14 protein-coding genes are annotated in these 13,898 nt (G+C 59.3%); 9 read left to right on the forward strand and 5 right to left on the reverse strand.

Annotated features, from left to right (window positions below; translation table 11 throughout):
- Window positions 1-193: 193 nt before the first annotated feature.
- The 4 genes from AC07VU_RS30310 to AC07VU_RS30325 all read right to left on the reverse strand — a co-directional run bounded on the left by AC07VU_RS30310 (window position 194) and on the right by AC07VU_RS30325 (window position 3,488).
- Window positions 194-994, reverse strand: a complete 801-nt coding sequence (locus AC07VU_RS30310; protein WP_277589622.1) for a Crp/Fnr family transcriptional regulator — start codon at window positions 992-994, stop codon at window positions 194-196.
- A gap of 15 nt (window positions 995-1,009) precedes the next feature.
- Window positions 1,010-1,282, reverse strand: coding sequence for a TfoX/Sxy family protein (locus AC07VU_RS30315; protein ID WP_007924634.1), 273 nt, complete (start codon window positions 1,280-1,282; stop codon window positions 1,010-1,012).
- Between the two features lie 214 nt (window positions 1,283-1,496).
- On the reverse strand, window positions 1,497-1,841 hold the full coding sequence (locus AC07VU_RS30320) for a pentapeptide repeat-containing protein (protein ID WP_007924632.1): 345 nt from the start codon (window positions 1,839-1,841) through the stop codon (window positions 1,497-1,499).
- Window positions 1,842-1,931: 90 nt separating this feature from the next.
- Entirely contained in the window at window positions 1,932-3,488 is a 1,557-nt protein-coding gene (locus AC07VU_RS30325; protein ID WP_274304648.1) for a bifunctional aminoglycoside phosphotransferase/ATP-binding protein, read from the reverse strand.
- 117 nt (window positions 3,489-3,605) lie between these two features.
- Here AC07VU_RS30325 and mrcB point away from each other — a divergent pair, with 117 nt between their 5' ends.
- The 3 genes from mrcB to AC07VU_RS30340 are packed head-to-tail and all read left to right on the forward strand — an operon-like array spanning window position 3,606 to window position 6,998.
- The gene (gene mrcB, locus AC07VU_RS30330) at window positions 3,606-5,930 is read left to right on the forward strand and encodes a penicillin-binding protein 1B (protein WP_007924629.1); all 2,325 of its coding nucleotides are present in this window, start codon (window positions 3,606-3,608) and stop codon (window positions 5,928-5,930) included.
- 16 nt (window positions 5,931-5,946) lie between these two features.
- Complete coding sequence (locus AC07VU_RS30335) at window positions 5,947-6,663, forward strand: tetratricopeptide repeat protein (protein WP_495031007.1); 717 nt, start codon at window positions 5,947-5,949, stop codon at window positions 6,661-6,663.
- Window positions 6,663-6,998, forward strand: coding sequence for a YqcC family protein (locus AC07VU_RS30340; protein WP_053262686.1), 336 nt, complete (start codon window positions 6,663-6,665; stop codon window positions 6,996-6,998). The genes AC07VU_RS30335 and AC07VU_RS30340 overlap by 1 nt, the downstream gene beginning before the upstream one ends.
- Window positions 6,999-7,016: 18 nt before the next feature.
- On the opposite strand, the gene AC07VU_RS30345 is transcribed toward AC07VU_RS30340, so the two are convergent.
- Entirely contained in the window at window positions 7,017-7,439 is a 423-nt protein-coding gene (locus AC07VU_RS30345) for a DUF4124 domain-containing protein (protein ID WP_274304647.1), read from the reverse strand.
- Window positions 7,440-7,842: 403 nt separating this feature from the next.
- Between AC07VU_RS30345 and AC07VU_RS30350 the strand changes: the two genes are divergently transcribed.
- The 6 genes from AC07VU_RS30350 to msrQ all read left to right on the forward strand — a co-directional run bounded on the left by AC07VU_RS30350 (window position 7,843) and on the right by msrQ (window position 13,827).
- Window positions 7,843-9,567: an acetolactate synthase 3 large subunit gene (locus AC07VU_RS30350; protein ID WP_007924621.1), complete on the forward strand. Its 1,725-nt coding sequence runs from the start codon at window positions 7,843-7,845 to the stop codon at window positions 9,565-9,567.
- A 2-nt stretch (window positions 9,568-9,569) separates the two neighbouring features.
- Window positions 9,570-10,061, forward strand: coding sequence for an acetolactate synthase small subunit (ilvN, locus tag AC07VU_RS30355; RefSeq protein ID WP_007924620.1), 492 nt, complete (start codon window positions 9,570-9,572; stop codon window positions 10,059-10,061).
- Between the two features lie 45 nt (window positions 10,062-10,106).
- Window positions 10,107-11,123, forward strand: coding sequence for a ketol-acid reductoisomerase (gene ilvC, locus AC07VU_RS30360; RefSeq protein ID WP_495031008.1), 1,017 nt, complete (start codon window positions 10,107-10,109; stop codon window positions 11,121-11,123).
- Between the two features lie 146 nt (window positions 11,124-11,269).
- Window positions 11,270-12,127, forward strand: coding sequence for a CDP-diacylglycerol--serine O-phosphatidyltransferase (gene pssA, locus AC07VU_RS30365; RefSeq protein WP_009045643.1), 858 nt, complete (start codon window positions 11,270-11,272; stop codon window positions 12,125-12,127).
- A gap of 63 nt (window positions 12,128-12,190) precedes the next feature.
- Complete coding sequence (msrP, locus tag AC07VU_RS30370) at window positions 12,191-13,204, forward strand: protein-methionine-sulfoxide reductase catalytic subunit MsrP (RefSeq protein WP_150052896.1); 1,014 nt, start codon at window positions 12,191-12,193, stop codon at window positions 13,202-13,204.
- A complete protein-coding gene (gene msrQ / locus AC07VU_RS30375) occupies window positions 13,204-13,827 on the forward strand; it encodes a protein-methionine-sulfoxide reductase heme-binding subunit MsrQ (protein ID WP_087091986.1) in 624 nt (207 codons plus the stop codon). Before msrP ends, msrQ begins: the two co-directional genes overlap by 1 nt.
- Window positions 13,828-13,898 lie beyond the last annotated feature (71 nt).

Here is a 13,898-nt window from a genome sequence, read left to right on the forward strand (position 1 = left end):
CCGGGTCAAATAACCGTGATTAGCCTGATGAGGAGATAATCTGAGAGTCCGAACCACTGGTCTTCCAGGTTATCAACTGATCTCGCGACCAGTTGTGACAATCATAACGATTCTCATTTGCAAGTCAACAAGGTTTTTCCTGTTTCTGCGAATTCCGCCAAACGCTCGTTTGGATTGCCCGTAAGTACGGGCTTCAAAGGTTAGCGCTCAGGCTGTGCAGGCGGCTGACTTCCTTGTTCAACAGGTCAATTCGCCGTGCCATGCTTTCGATCAGGCTATGGGCGATACGTGGATTGCTCTGGGTCAGGCTGAGAAACTGGCTCTTGGGAATCAGCATCAGGGTGGATGGCTCGCTGGCAATCACGCTGGCATTGCGTTTCTCCCCGGTAAAAATGGCCATCGCACCAAAGATCTCGTCCTTGGGCACGTCTCCGACCTTGTGTCCGTCGACAAAGGCTTCGGCGTGCCCTTCGATAATGACGAACACATGATCGGCGTCGTCGCCCTGGCGAATCAGCACCTCGCCCTTGGCCACGCGTTGAAAGCCGTTGCTGTTGCGCAACTCGGGCTGCTTGAGGCGGGCAACGGCATCGGAGAGCAGGGCGGTTTGTCCGATCAGGTACTGCAGAAACAGTTCGGCCCGCTGTTCGTCGGCATACAGATGCTGGAACACCGCGGCGCGCTGATAGGGGATCAGGCTCAACGGCTGGTCGCTGCTGAGTTGCCAGTGCGGCAGGTCCACGCCTCGGCGCAGTCCGAGCAGATCGCCTTCATGCAGATAAAACAGTGGGCGCTCATCGACGCTGGCTTGTACCTGGCCGCTTTCGAGCAGGAACAGCTGGCTGTCGGCAAGGCTGCTGGAGAGATCCTTGGAAGGGGCCACTTCCAACACATCGCCGGACGGCAGCAGGCCTTCCAGCAGGCGCGGCGGGATGCTCTGCAGCCGAATGATCAAGGCATCGGCGTAAGCCGGTTGTTCCCCCAGTAAATACATAAAAAGCCTGCCAGGTCAGTTCTTTTGGCGTGAAGAAATGGCATCCAGCTGTTTGTTGAGTGCTTCCTTGCGTTCTGCCGGAATGTCATTCCAGTGCACATCCATCAGTGCGCCTTCAATGGCGTACAACAGCACCTTCGAGGCTCGAAACCCTCGGGTCCGCACGGCCCGATAGGCATCCACCGCCCCCAGGCGGCGCAAGTCCGAAGCGCTATGGATGCCCACCGCATGCAGCCATTGTGCCGACGTCTTGCCAAGGTTCTTCAGGTGTTGCAATTCATCATTCATCAAGCCTCCTTGCGACGGCCGAATGGTGCGTGGGCAAGTCTCAAAGGAGTGTAGCGCTCAGTAGGAAAAGCGCTGTTCTTTGGTCGGTTTTGGCGCAAAAGCTTCTAAGGCGACAGAGGAAAGTACGCCAGAAACAGAGGGAAGAGGGGGGAAGGGAGAAGACCAAGTCCAGCGTAAGGCAGAGCGCGCCGGACCTCGGAGCAAAAAGGGGCGATTACTTGGTGCGGTAGCGCAGGCGAGTGCCGAAATTGACGGACATCAGGATTTCATCGGCAGTCAGTTCGGGCGGAAAGTAGGCGCCGGAGATTTGCGCATGGGCCAGGCTGGCGCCTTCCATGGAGGAATTGCGCAGGTCGAGGCCGCGCAGGTCGGCAGAACGGAAGTAGGCGTCGGTGAAGTCGATGCCGTCGGCATTCAGTTCACGCAGGTCGAGCCCACGAAAATCGCCGCCGCGCATGTCGACAGTCTGGTCTTTCGGGCGTTCCCGGTTAAAGCCGTCGATGTCGTCTTTGTGCAGCAAAGCGTAAAGGGGAGTATCGAGAAGTTTGGGCTGACTCATGGGGCGTCACCTGCTGGAATTATGACGCCAGTATAGTGCCACTATTTTTCAGCCGTGAAGCCTTTGCGGTTTCACGGCTGAAATAGTTGATTACAAGCCTGGGAGACGCTGGCGAATGTTCGCGACCAGGGCGTCGAGGCTCCCGCTTTCATTGGTCTCGACGCGCTTGCTGCGCAGCACTTCCTCGGCGCTCAGGGCTTCGCGATTGGCTTGCTGCTGTTCGATCACGGCCAGGGTCGCGTCCGACGGGTCGTTGCGATCGGCCTGGCGTTGCGCCAGCCAGCTGGCAATGACGGCCTGCGGGGCATTGCAGTCGATGATCAGGCAAGGCGTGCCGGTCGCTTCGGCAACCTTGGCCGCAGCATCACGCTGGTCGCGCTTGAGGTAGGTGGCGTCGATGACCACCGGGAAACCAGCGCGCAGGACGATACCGGCAAGTTCATGCAGGCGGTCATAGGTCGCGGTATTGGCCTGGGCATTATAAATGCCGGCATTCGGATCGTTCTGTACCTGCTGCTCGCCAAACAGGCGTTTGCGCTCGACATCGGAGCGCAGGCGAACGGCGCCCAAAGCTTCCACCAGACGCATGGCCACATGGCTTTTACCAACGGCGGAAACGCCAGAAGTGATCGCCAGGAAGCGCGATGGAATGGTGCTGTAGCTTTCTGCCAGGTTGGCGTAGTTGCGGTACTGGCGCAGGGCCGTGGCGCGCTGCATCGGACTGGCGTCGGCCGGCATGCTGAACAGGGCGACCTTGGCCCGTACCAGGGCGCGATAGGCTTTGTAGAAATTCAACAGCTCCAGGCCCTGATAGTCACCGGTCTGTTCCAGGTACTGGCTGATGAAACGGCGTGCCAGGCATTTCAGGCCGCGGTCTTCCAGGTCCATGGCGAGGAAACCGGCGTCGGCATAGACGTCAGTGAAGCGGAACGGCTCGTTGAACTCGATGCAATCGAAGATTACCACCTTGCCATCGATAAGCGTTGCGTTACCCAGGTGGATGTCGCCGTGGCATTCACGGATGAAGCCTTCGGCCTTGCGCTGGGCAAGGAGTGGCTTGAGGCGCTCGAAGCTGCTTTCGGCCCAGGCTTGCAGGGCTTCGAGCTGTTGCAGGTCGGCCTTGTCGCTGAGGAATGGGCGGATCTGCTCGAAGTTCTGACGCACCGGCTCCATGACGCTTTCCGGGGTGCCGGCTTCGTGGGCTGCCGGGACCCGCGGGGCTTCGAGGTGGAACCTGGCAATCTGCCGGGCCATTTCGTCGATGTGGGCGGTGGTCAGTTCGCCATTGGCTTGCAGCGTGCTGAGCAGCTGGCTTTGCGGGAACTGGCGCATTTTCAGGGCGTATTCGATAACCGGGCCGTCACCCGCGATCTGCGGCGCTTCGGCACTGCCGGTGATCGGCAACACTTCCAGATACAAATCGTCGGTCAGGCGCTGGTTCAGACGCAGCTCTTCGCCGCAGAAGTGCCCGCGCGCTTCAAGGCCGGTGAAATCGAGAAAGCCGAAGTTGACCGGCTTTTTCAGCTTGTAGGCGTAGGGGCCGGTGAGCAGGACCCAGGAGATATGGGTCTCGATGACCTGGAATCCGTCTACGGGATGCGGGTAGAGGGCCGGGTTTTGCAGGGCGGCGATCAGGGATTGGCTCACAGGCGATCCTTCAGAGTCGGGGAAAATTCAAGGGCGTCATTATGGCCGCTGACAGGGCTAACGCAAACCTCGGGCGGCTCCTGTTGACGATGAATAAAGTGCGTATAATCCGCCGCCATGACTCGTACTCGATCCCCCCGTTCCGCTAAAAAACGTCCGTCTAGTGGCCCGCGCCCCTGGCTGGGCTGGGCCTTGAAGCTCGGTCTGGTCGCTCTGGTGGTGCTCGCCGGCTTTGCGGTTTATCTCGATGCCGTGGTCCAGGAGAAATTCTCCGGCAAGCGCTGGACCATTCCGGCCAAGGTCTATGCGCGCCCGCTGGAGCTGTTCGTCGGACAGAAGCTCAGCAAGGACGATTTCCTCACCGAACTCGACGCACTTGGCTATCGCCGCGAAAGCGTGGTCAATGGCCCTGGTGCCGCGTCGGTCAGTGGTAACACCGTTGAACTCAATACCCGCGGTTTCCAGTTCTATGAAGGCATGGAACAGGCGCAACCGGTGCGGGTGCGTTTTTCCGGTGACTACGTGGCCGAGCTGTCAGGTAGCAAAGGCTCGAAACTGGCCGTGGTACGCCTGGAGCCGCTGCTGATCGGCGGCCTGTATCCGAAGAATCTCGAAGACCGGATCCTGATCAAGATCGATCAGGTGCCTCCTTACCTGCTGGAAACCCTGGTGGCGGTCGAGGACCGGGATTTCTACAGCCACTTTGGCGTGTCGCCCAAGTCGATCGCCCGGGCGGTGTGGGTCAATACCTCGTCCGGCGCCATGCGCCAGGGCGGCAGTACCCTGACCCAGCAGTTGGTCAAGAACTTCTACCTGACCAACGAACGCAGCCTGAGCCGCAAGCTCACCGAAGCGATGATGGCCCTGCTGCTTGAGCTGCATTACGACAAGCGCGAGATCCTCGAGGCGTACCTCAACGAGGTCTTCGTCGGCCAGGATGGCCAGCGTGCCGTGCACGGTTTCGGCCTGGCCAGCCAGTTCTTCTTCAGCCAGCCGCTGGCCGAACTCAAGTTGCATCAGATCGCCTTGCTGGTGGGGATGGTCAAGGGGCCGTCCTATTACAACCCGCGTCGTTATCCGGAGCGCGCGCTGGAGCGGCGTAACCTGGTGCTCGATCTACTGGCGCAGCAGGGTGTGGCGACGCCGGAGCAGGTCGAAGCGGCGAAGAAAATGCCCTTGGGCGTGACCAAACGCGGCAGTCTGGCGGACAGCTCGTTCCCGGGCTTCCTGGATCTGGTGAAGCGTCAGCTGCGTGAGGATTACCGCGACGAAGACTTGACCGAGGAAGGCCTGCGGATCTTCACCAGCTTCGACCCGATTCTGCAGATGAAGGCCGAGGCTTCGGTCGGGGATACCTTCAAGCGCCTGGCCGGGCGCAAGGGATCGGATGAAGTCGAAGCCGCAATGGTGGTGACCAACCCGGAAACCGGCGAAGTCCAGGCCATGATTGGCAGCCGCCAAGCCGGTTTTGCCGGTTTTAACCGGGCGCTGGATGCGGTGCGGCCGATCGGCTCCCTGATCAAACCCGCGGTTTACCTGACGGCGCTGGAGAAACCCAGCCAATACACCCTGACCAGTTGGCTCTCCGACGAGGCGTTCTCGGTGAAGGGGGGTGACGGGCAGGTGTGGAAACCCCAGAACTACGACCGTCGTTCCCACGGCACGGTCTTCCTTTATCAGGGGCTGGCCCATTCCTATAACCTGTCGACCGCGCGCCTGGGCCTGGAAGTCGGTGTGCCGAATGTGCTGAAAACCCTGGGGCGCCTTGGTGTCACCCGCGAATTCCCTGCGTTCCCTTCGATGCTGCTGGGGGCGGGGGGCTTGAGCCCGATGGAAGTCGCCACCATGTATCAGACCCTGGCCAACGGCGGTTTCAATACCCCGATGCGCGGGATCCGTAGCGTGCTGACCGCTGAGGGCGAACCGCTGAAGCGTTATCCGTTCCAGATCCAGCAACGTTTCGATCCAGGTTCGATCTACCTGATCCAGAGCGCGATGCAGCGTGTCATGCGCGAAGGTACCGGTAGTTCGGTCTACAACGTGCTGCCGCGCTCCCTGGCGCTGGCGGGCAAGACCGGTACCAGTAACGATTCCCGCGACAGCTGGTTCGCCGGTTTCAGCCAGGATCTGCTGGCCGTGGTCTGGCTGGGGCGTGATGACAACGGCAAGACACCGTTCACCGGCGCCACCGGTGCGCTGCAGGTCTGGACCAGTTTCATGCGCAAGGCCGACCCGTTGCCATTGGATATGCCACAACCGGATAACGTGGTGCAGGCCTGGGTCGACTCTCGGACCGGGCAGGGCTCGGATGCCAACTGTCCGGGCGCGGTACAGATGCCGTATATTCGCGGCAGCGAACCTCCTCCCGGTCCGGCATGCGGTGGCGAAAGCCCGGCGTCCGGCGAGTCGGTGATGGATTGGGTCAAGGGCTGGATGAATTAAGCGAAGAGGGTTTGACGTGAACAAGTGGTGGATTCCAGCTATTACAGCTCTGGCTTTGCTCAATGGTTGCGCCAGCGTGCAGCGTGGCTCGATTCCGGTGGTGGACTCCGGTACAGCGGTGTCCAACAGCGAACGCATTTCGGCCAATGGCGGTTTCCGTCAGACGACCATCAAGCGTCCTGCGCAAGCTCAGGCTCAAAGTATTCCCCAGGACTCGGGCGTGGTGGTGATGGTGCCGGGCGGGGCTGCGGCCACTGCCGCACCGATCAGCAGCGCACCGATCACCCCGGGTCCTATCGATACCGCGCCGATCCAGTCTGCGCCGATCAATCAGGGCAGCTACAGCCTGCCGCCGACGCCGAGCGGAGTGCCTTCGGCCAGCTCCGGCGGGCTGTCCGCCGATGAGCAGCTGGACGGTCCGGTGCTGGCCCTGTTGACCACCGCTCAGCAGCAACAGGCGAGTGGCGATCTGAATGGTGCTTCCTCCAGTCTTGAGCGCGCCCAGCGTGTCGCGCCGCGTGAGCCGCAGGTGCTGTATCGCCTGGCTCAGGTACGCATGGCCCAGGGCGATGCTCCGCAGGCTGAACAGTTTGCCCGTCGCGGCCTGAGCTTCGCCAACGGTCGTCCGGATCTGCAGGCCAGCCTATGGGCATTGATTGCCCAGGCACGCGAGAAACAGGGCGATGCCGCCGGTGCCGCTCAGGCCCGGCAGAAAGCCAAGGTGTCGCTCTGATGGATGCACGTTTTCCAAAGATTGCCGATCAGTTGCTGTTGATCGAGCGTGAGATGCGGTTACAAGGGCTGTGGGATGACACCCCGCCGAGTGCCGAAGCACTGGCCAGTGTCGAGCCGTTTGCCGTGGATACGCTGGAGTTCGAGCAGTGGCTGCAGTGGATCTTCCTGCCGCGGATGAAGGCGATTCTTGAGCAGGATCTGCCTTTGCCCAACGCCTCGGGTATCCAGGAAATGGCCGAAGTGGTATTCGCCGGTCGCTCGATGCAAGGCCGGGACCTTCAGTTGCAGATCCTGCTTAAGGAGTTTGACCAACTGATCGGCGGCGCCCGCTAAACCTTCTGCAACCACTGCCTAGCGGCAGTGGTTATCTATCGCCTTCTGCGTTTCCGCGATGCGCTGCTGCCGTTGTTCCTCGGTCAGGCGGCGCACTCCCCCCTCCATGTTCTCGCTCAGGCGTGGGTTGTTCTGCAGCTGCGCCAGGCTGGCCCGTGCTTGTGTGCAAAAACGCCTGCGTTCGGCTTCCTGCCTGGCGAGCTGCTGCTTGACCTGATTGTCCATGACTTGTTGCTGGGGCCCCGGCTTGTTGGGCGGCGGCGTACTGCTCGCACCTTTCGGCGCTTTTGGCAGGGTGATGGCAGTGCTGGCCACGCCTTGGGGTGGCTGGGCGTCGAAATGGGTGACTCCCTGGGCGTCGACCCATTTGTAAATCTGGCCGGCCTGGCACGGGAGGCTCATGGCGAGCAGCAGGCCAGCGGTCATGGCGAAGGTTCGCATTTTTGAATTCCTTATCCAGGATTGCGCAATTGAAGCGCAGACACTCGCTGTTTACAGGTTTTTTCTTGCGTTCTCATGCGCTTAGTTCGAATAAAGCACATTGACGTCTTGACTTGCAGAGGGCGAAACAGAAGAATCCAAAGTCCGCTGTAGAGGGACTGCCAGAAGCAGACCCACTCGGCAGAACATGAGGCGCACATCCGCGCCGACCTGCTACACCCGCAACGCGTTACCTCGCGCTGGGTGGGAAAACCCCGCAACACTTGGGGCACTCCCAATACTTGCTCAGTCAGTGCTGACGTAGTCGGCGACCACCGTCGCTCATGCTCTGCTGAGAAGTAAACCTATTAAGACCCGTCCCCTTTCAAGAGGGCGGTATTCTGGCGTTTTAGAGGTGAACAACGTGGAGCTTTTATCTGGCGGTGAGATGCTCGTCCGCTTTTTGCGTGACGAAGGTGTCAAATATATCTATGGGTACCCGGGTGGTGCTCTCCTTCATGTTTACGATGCCCTGTTCAAAGAACCGGAAGTGACCCACATCCTGGTTCGTCACGAGCAAGCGGCTACCCATATGGCTGACGGCTACGCCCGTGCCACCGGTAAGGCCGGTGTGGTACTGGTGACTTCCGGCCCTGGCGCGACAAATGCCATCACCGGTATCGCCACTGCCTATATGGACTCCATTCCAATGGTGATCATTTCCGGTCAGGTGCCTAGCACCATGGTCGGTACCGATGCGTTCCAGGAAACCGACATGATCGGTATCTCCCGGCCGATCGTGAAGCACAGCTTCATGATCAAGCACGCTTCGGAAATCCCGGAAGTCATGAAGAAGGCGTTCTACCTGGCGCAATCCGGTCGTCCGGGTCCAGTCGTGGTCGATGTCCCTAAGGACATGACCAATCCGGCTGAAAAGTTCGAATACGTTTTCCCTAAAAAAGCGAAGCTGCGCTCCTATAGCCCGGCTGTTCGTGGTCACTCCGGGCAAATCCGCAAGGCGGCAGAAATGCTCCTGGCGGCCAAGCGTCCTGTGCTGTACGCCGGCGGCGGCGTGATCCTCGGTGGCGGCTCGGCGCCGCTGACCGAACTGGCACAAATGCTCAACCTGCCGGTCACCAATACCCTGATGGGCTTGGGTGCCTACCCTGGCACCGATCGTCAGTTCGTCGGCATGCTCGGCATGCACGGCAGCTACACCGCCAACCTGACCATGCACCATGCCGATGTGATCCTGGCAGTCGGCGCGCGTTTCGACGACCGTGTCATCAACGGTCCGGCGAAATTCTGCCCGAACGCCAAGATCATCCATGTCGACATCGACCCGGCGTCCATCTCCAAGACCATCAAGGCAGACGTGCCAATCGTGGGTCCGGTAGAGAGCGTCCTGACTGAAATGGTCGCGGCCCTCAAGGAAATCGGCGAAACCCCGAACAAGGACACAGTCGCCAGCTGGTGGAAGCAGATCGAGGAGTGGCGCGGTGATCGCGGCCTGTTCCCTTACGACAAGGGCGACGGCAGCATCATCAAGCCGCAGACCGTGATCGAGACCCTCTGCGAAGTGACCAAGGGCGATGCCTATGTGACCTCCGACGTGGGTCAGCACCAGATGTTCGCGGCGCAGTACTACCGGTTCAACAAACCCAATCGCTGGATCAACTCCGGTGGCCTGGGCACGATGGGCTTCGGTTTCCCTGCGGCCATGGGCGTCAAGTTGAGTTTCCCTGATGCTGACGTTGCCTGTGTAACGGGTGAGGGCAGTATCCAGATGAACATTCAGGAGCTGTCGACCTGCCTGCAGTACGACCTGCCGGTCAAGATCATCAACCTGAACAACGGTGCACTGGGTATGGTGCGGCAGTGGCAGGACATGAACTACGGTAGCCGTCACTCGCATTCCTACATGGAATCGCTGCCTGATTTCGTCAAGCTGGCCGAGGCCTATGGGCACGTGGGCATTCGCGTCACGGACCTGAAGGATCTGAAACCGAAGATGGAAGAAGCGTTCGCCATGAAAGATCGCCTGGTGTTCCTCGACATCCAGGTCGATACCAGCGAGCACGTCTACCCGATGCAGATCAAAGACGGCTCCATGCGCGATATGTGGCTGAGCAAGACGGAGCGTACTTAATCATGCGGCACATTATCTCCTTGCTTCTGGAAAACGAACCGGGCGCCTTGTCTCGTGTGGTTGGCCTGTTTTCGCAGCGCAACTACAACATCGAAAGCCTGACCGTGGCGCCGACCGAAGACCCGACCCTGTCGCGTCTGACGCTGACCACCGTGGGACACGATGAAATCATCGAGCAGATCACCAAGAACCTGAACAAGCTGGTTGAAGTGGTCAAGCTGGTCGACCTGTCGGAAAGCGCTCACATCGAACGTGAGCTGATGCTGGTCAAGGTCAAGGCCACCGGCGCCCAGCGCGCCGAGGTCAAGCGCACCACCGATATTTACCGTGGGCAGATCGTCGATGTCAGTGCCAGCGTGTATACCGTTCAATTGACCGGTACCAGCGACAAGCTCGACAGTTTCATCCAGTCGATCGGCACCGCCTCGATTCTGGAAACCGTACGCAGTGGCGTCACCGGCATTGCCCGTGGCGATAAAGTACTCAGCATCTAACTCAAATTAGCGAACGGCCTGAACGGCCTGATATAGGGGAAATTCATGAAAGTTTTCTACGATAAAGACTGCGACCTCTCGATCATCCAGGGCAAGAAAGTTGCCATCATCGGTTACGGTTCCCAGGGTCACGCTCAAGCGTGCAACCTGAAAGACTCCGGCGTTGATGTCACCGTTGGCCTGCGTAAAGGCTCGTCCACCGTTGCCAAGGCTGAAGCCCATGGCCTGAAAGTGACCGACGTTGCCGCGGCCGTTGCCGGCGCCGACCTGGTCATGATCCTGACCCCGGACGAATTCCAGTCCCTGCTGTACAAGAACGAAATCGAGCCGAACATCAAGAAGGGCGCCACCCTGGCCTTCTCCCACGGCTTCGCGATCCACTACAACCAGGTTGTTCCGCGCGCCGACCTCGACGTGATCATGATCGCGCCGAAGGCCCCGGGCCACACCGTACGTTCCGAGTTCGTCAAGGGCGGCGGTATCCCTGACCTGATCGCTATCTACCAGGACGCTTCCGGCAACGCCAAGAACGTTGCTCTGTCCTACGCGGCAGGCGTGGGCGGCGGCCGTACCGGTATCATCGAAACCACCTTCAAGGACGAGACTGAAACCGACCTGTTCGGCGAGCAGGCTGTTCTGTGTGGTGGTACCGTCGAGCTGGTCAAGGCCGGTTTCGAAACCCTGGTCGAAGCTGGCTACGCGCCGGAAATGGCTTACTTCGAGTGCTTGCACGAACTGAAACTGATCGTTGACCTCATGTACGAAGGCGGTATCGCCAACATGAATTACTCGATCTCCAACAACGCCGAATACGGCGAGTACGTGACCGGCCCTGAAGTGATCAACGCCGAATCCCGTCAGGCCATGCGCAACGCCCTGAAGCGCATCCAGGACGGCGAGTACGCCAAGATGTTCATCAGCGAAGGTGCTACCGGTTACCCATCGATGACCGCCAAGCGTCGTAACAACGCCGCTCACGGTATCGAAATCATCGGTGAGCAACTGCGCTCGATGATGCCGTGGATCGGTGCCAACAAAATCGTCGACAAAGCCAAGAACTAAGTTCGAGTCTTGTCAGGGAAAAACGCGGCCTAGGCCGCGTTTTTTCGTTTGGATAGACAGGTTCTGGTATAAAGCTGGATCCTTTGTGGTCCAATCGTGACCCTGGGTATCGTCGAAACTTTTCACACCGTTGCAAGGTAATGTCCATGAGCGAACGTCCCGAAGAGCCAAACCAGGCCTCTGACGCCGAAAGCCTGCTACCCATCGATGAGCATGTCGAAGAAGGGCATGACGCTGAAGGCCGTAAAGTCCGGCATCGTGGTATCTATCTGCTGCCGAATCTCTTCACCACCGCGAACCTGTTCGCCGGTTTCTACTCGATCATCAACTCCATGAGTGCCCAAAGTGCATTGAGCGCCGGGGACGCGGCAGGAGCGAGCAAGTATTTCGCGTTCGCGGCCATCGCGATTTTTGTCGCCATGGTGCTCGACGGCCTGGATGGGCGCGTGGCCCGCATGACCAATACCCAGAGCGCTTTTGGCGCCGAGTATGACTCGCTGTCCGACATGGTTGCCTTCGGCGTTGCGCCTGCCTTGCTGGCATTCGGTTGGGCGCTGGGCGACATGGGCAAGGTCGGCTGGATGGTCGCCTTCATCTATGTAGCGGGCGCGGCTCTGCGTCTGGCTCGTTTCAACACCCAGGTGGGGACTGCCGACAAGCGTTACTTCATCGGCCTGGCCAGTCCGGCCGCGGCGGGTGTGGTGGCCGGTATTGTCTGGGCGTTCAGCGATTACGGCATTCAGGGTTCGAAGATGTCGTTCCTGGTGGCGCTGATGGTGGCGGCGGCCGGCATGCTGATGGTCAGCAATATCAAGTACAACAGCTTCAAGGAGCTGGACCTGAAGGGGCGTGTGCCTTTCGTGGCGATTCTCGCCGTGGTTCTGGTATTCGCCGTGGTCTTCAGTGATCCGCCGCGGATTCTGCTGCTGGTTTTCCTCGCTTATGCGGCGTCCGGTCCGGTGCAATACCTGCTGCGTCTTCGTCGACGCAAAACGTTGCCTTAATGTAATTTCCCCCATACTCCGCAGTCTATTGGTGCATCAGTCCTCCAATACTGCGGAGTTGCCATGTTGATCAAAATCCCCAAGTCGTCTGACTGCAAAGAGTCGGACGTCACGCCTGAATCTCTTTATTTCTCTCGCCGTAGCCTGTTGGGTGGGGCCATTGCTGGCCTGGCTGCCAGTGCGCTGCCACGTTGGGCCAGTGCCGAAGACGCTGGGCGCTATCCAGATGTCGAGCCTGGCAAGGCGCCGTCATGGTTTGCGCAGAAGCTGCCGGAAACCAAATGGCAGGCGGTCAACGTCAAGGATGAGGCGATCACTCCGTTCAAGGATGCCACCCACTACAACAACTTCTATGAGTTCGGTGCCGACAAGGGAGACCCGGCTGCCAATGCCGGCGCGCTGAAAACCGAGCCCTGGAGCGTGGTGGTGGACGGGGAGGTGGGCAAGCCAGGGCGTTATGCGCTGGAAGACTTCATGAAGCCTTATCGGTTGGAGGAACGGATCTACCGGCTGCGTTGTGTCGAGGCCTGGTCCATGGTGATTCCCTGGATCGGTTTCCCGATCTCCGAGTTGCTCAAGCAGGTCGAGCCAACCTCCAAGGCCAAGTTCATCCGCTTCGAAACCCTTCAGGATCCTAAAAGCATGCCCGGCCAGCGTTCGGGTTTTGCCCTGATCGATTGGCCTTATGTAGAAGGGCTGCGCCTGGATGAGGCGATGCACCCCTTGGCGATTCTTGCCGTGGGGATGTATGGCCGTGAGCTGCCCAACCAGAACGGCGCACCGTTGCGTTTGGTAGTGCCCTGGAAGTACGGCTTCAAGAGCATCAAGTCCATCGTACGTATCAGTCTGGTAGAGAAGCAGCCGAAAACCACCTGGCAAAGCATCGCTGCCAATGAGTACGGTTTTTACGCGAACGTGAATCCTACGGTTGATCACCCTCGCTGGACTCAGGCACGCGAACGTCGATTGCCTAGTGGCCTGTTCAGTCCCAACGTGCGTGAGACACAGATGTTCAATGGCTACGCGGATGAAGTCGCTTCTTTATATACCGGCCTGGATCTGCGGAAGAATTACTGATGCGCTACCCACTCTGGCGCCTTGGCGTCTTCATCGTTGCTGCTATCTGGCCTTTGCTTTGGTTGTACCAGGCTTGGGCCTCCGCCCTCGGGCCCGACCCGGGAAAGGTGCTGGTCGATCGGTTGGGTCTGGGTACCCTGATCTTTTTACTGATCACCCTGAGCATGACGCCCCTGCAGAAACTCACGGGATGGGCGGGGTGGATCGCGGTACGACGCCAGCTCGGTTTGTGGTGTTTTGCTTATGTGGTGCTGCATTTAAGTGCTTACGCTGTATTTATCCTCGGGCTCGACTGGTCGCAGTTGGGCGTGGAGTTGCGTAAGCGGCCCTACATTATTGTAGGAAGCCTGGGCTTTCTCGGATTGTTGGCCTTGGCGGTGACTTCCAATCGATACAGCCAGCGCCGCCTGGGCAGTCGTTGGAAGAAGTTGCATCGGTTGGCGTATCTCATTCTCGGGCTGGGTTTACTGCATATGCTCTGGATTGTTCGGGCTGATCTTAAAGAGTGGGCTATCTACGCCTCTATTGGCGCGTTGTTGTTACTGCTGCGGGTGCCGCCGGTGACACGGCGAATCCCGCGTTTAGTGGGGAAAAACCATCTTTTGCAACAAAAACGTAATTAGGGGTTGACGGCAGATTCTGGAAGTCTATAATTCGCCCCACTTCCGGCGCAGTCGAAACGGAAAACTCCTTG

Source organism: Pseudomonas sp. GW821-FHT02B10 (genome assembly GCF_059421865.1).

Bases quoted from the DNA above. Each gene is read 5' to 3' on its own strand.
- ilvC (WP_495031008.1), top strand. From the start codon at position 10,107: ATGAAAGTTTTCTACGATAAAGACTGCGACCTCTCGATCATCCAGGGC.
- AC07VU_RS30345 (WP_274304647.1), bottom strand. From the start codon at position 7,439: ATGCGAACCTTCGCCATGACCGCTGGCCTGCTGCTCGCCATGAGCCTC.
- mrcB (WP_007924629.1), top strand. From the start codon at position 3,606: ATGACTCGTACTCGATCCCCCCGTTCCGCTAAAAAACGTCCGTCTAGT.
- ilvN (WP_007924620.1), top strand. From the start codon at position 9,570: ATGCGGCACATTATCTCCTTGCTTCTGGAAAACGAACCGGGCGCCTTG.
- AC07VU_RS30340 (WP_053262686.1), top strand. From the start codon at position 6,663: ATGGATGCACGTTTTCCAAAGATTGCCGATCAGTTGCTGTTGATCGAG.
- msrP (WP_150052896.1), top strand. From the start codon at position 12,191: ATGTTGATCAAAATCCCCAAGTCGTCTGACTGCAAAGAGTCGGACGTC.
- msrQ (WP_087091986.1), top strand. From the start codon at position 13,204: ATGCGCTACCCACTCTGGCGCCTTGGCGTCTTCATCGTTGCTGCTATC.
- AC07VU_RS30320 (WP_007924632.1), bottom strand. From the start codon at position 1,841: ATGAGTCAGCCCAAACTTCTCGATACTCCCCTTTACGCTTTGCTGCAC.
- AC07VU_RS30315 (WP_007924634.1), bottom strand. From the start codon at position 1,282: ATGAATGATGAATTGCAACACCTGAAGAACCTTGGCAAGACGTCGGCA.
- AC07VU_RS30310 (WP_277589622.1), bottom strand. From the start codon at position 994: ATGTATTTACTGGGGGAACAACCGGCTTACGCCGATGCCTTGATCATT.
- pssA (WP_009045643.1), top strand. From the start codon at position 11,270: ATGAGCGAACGTCCCGAAGAGCCAAACCAGGCCTCTGACGCCGAAAGC.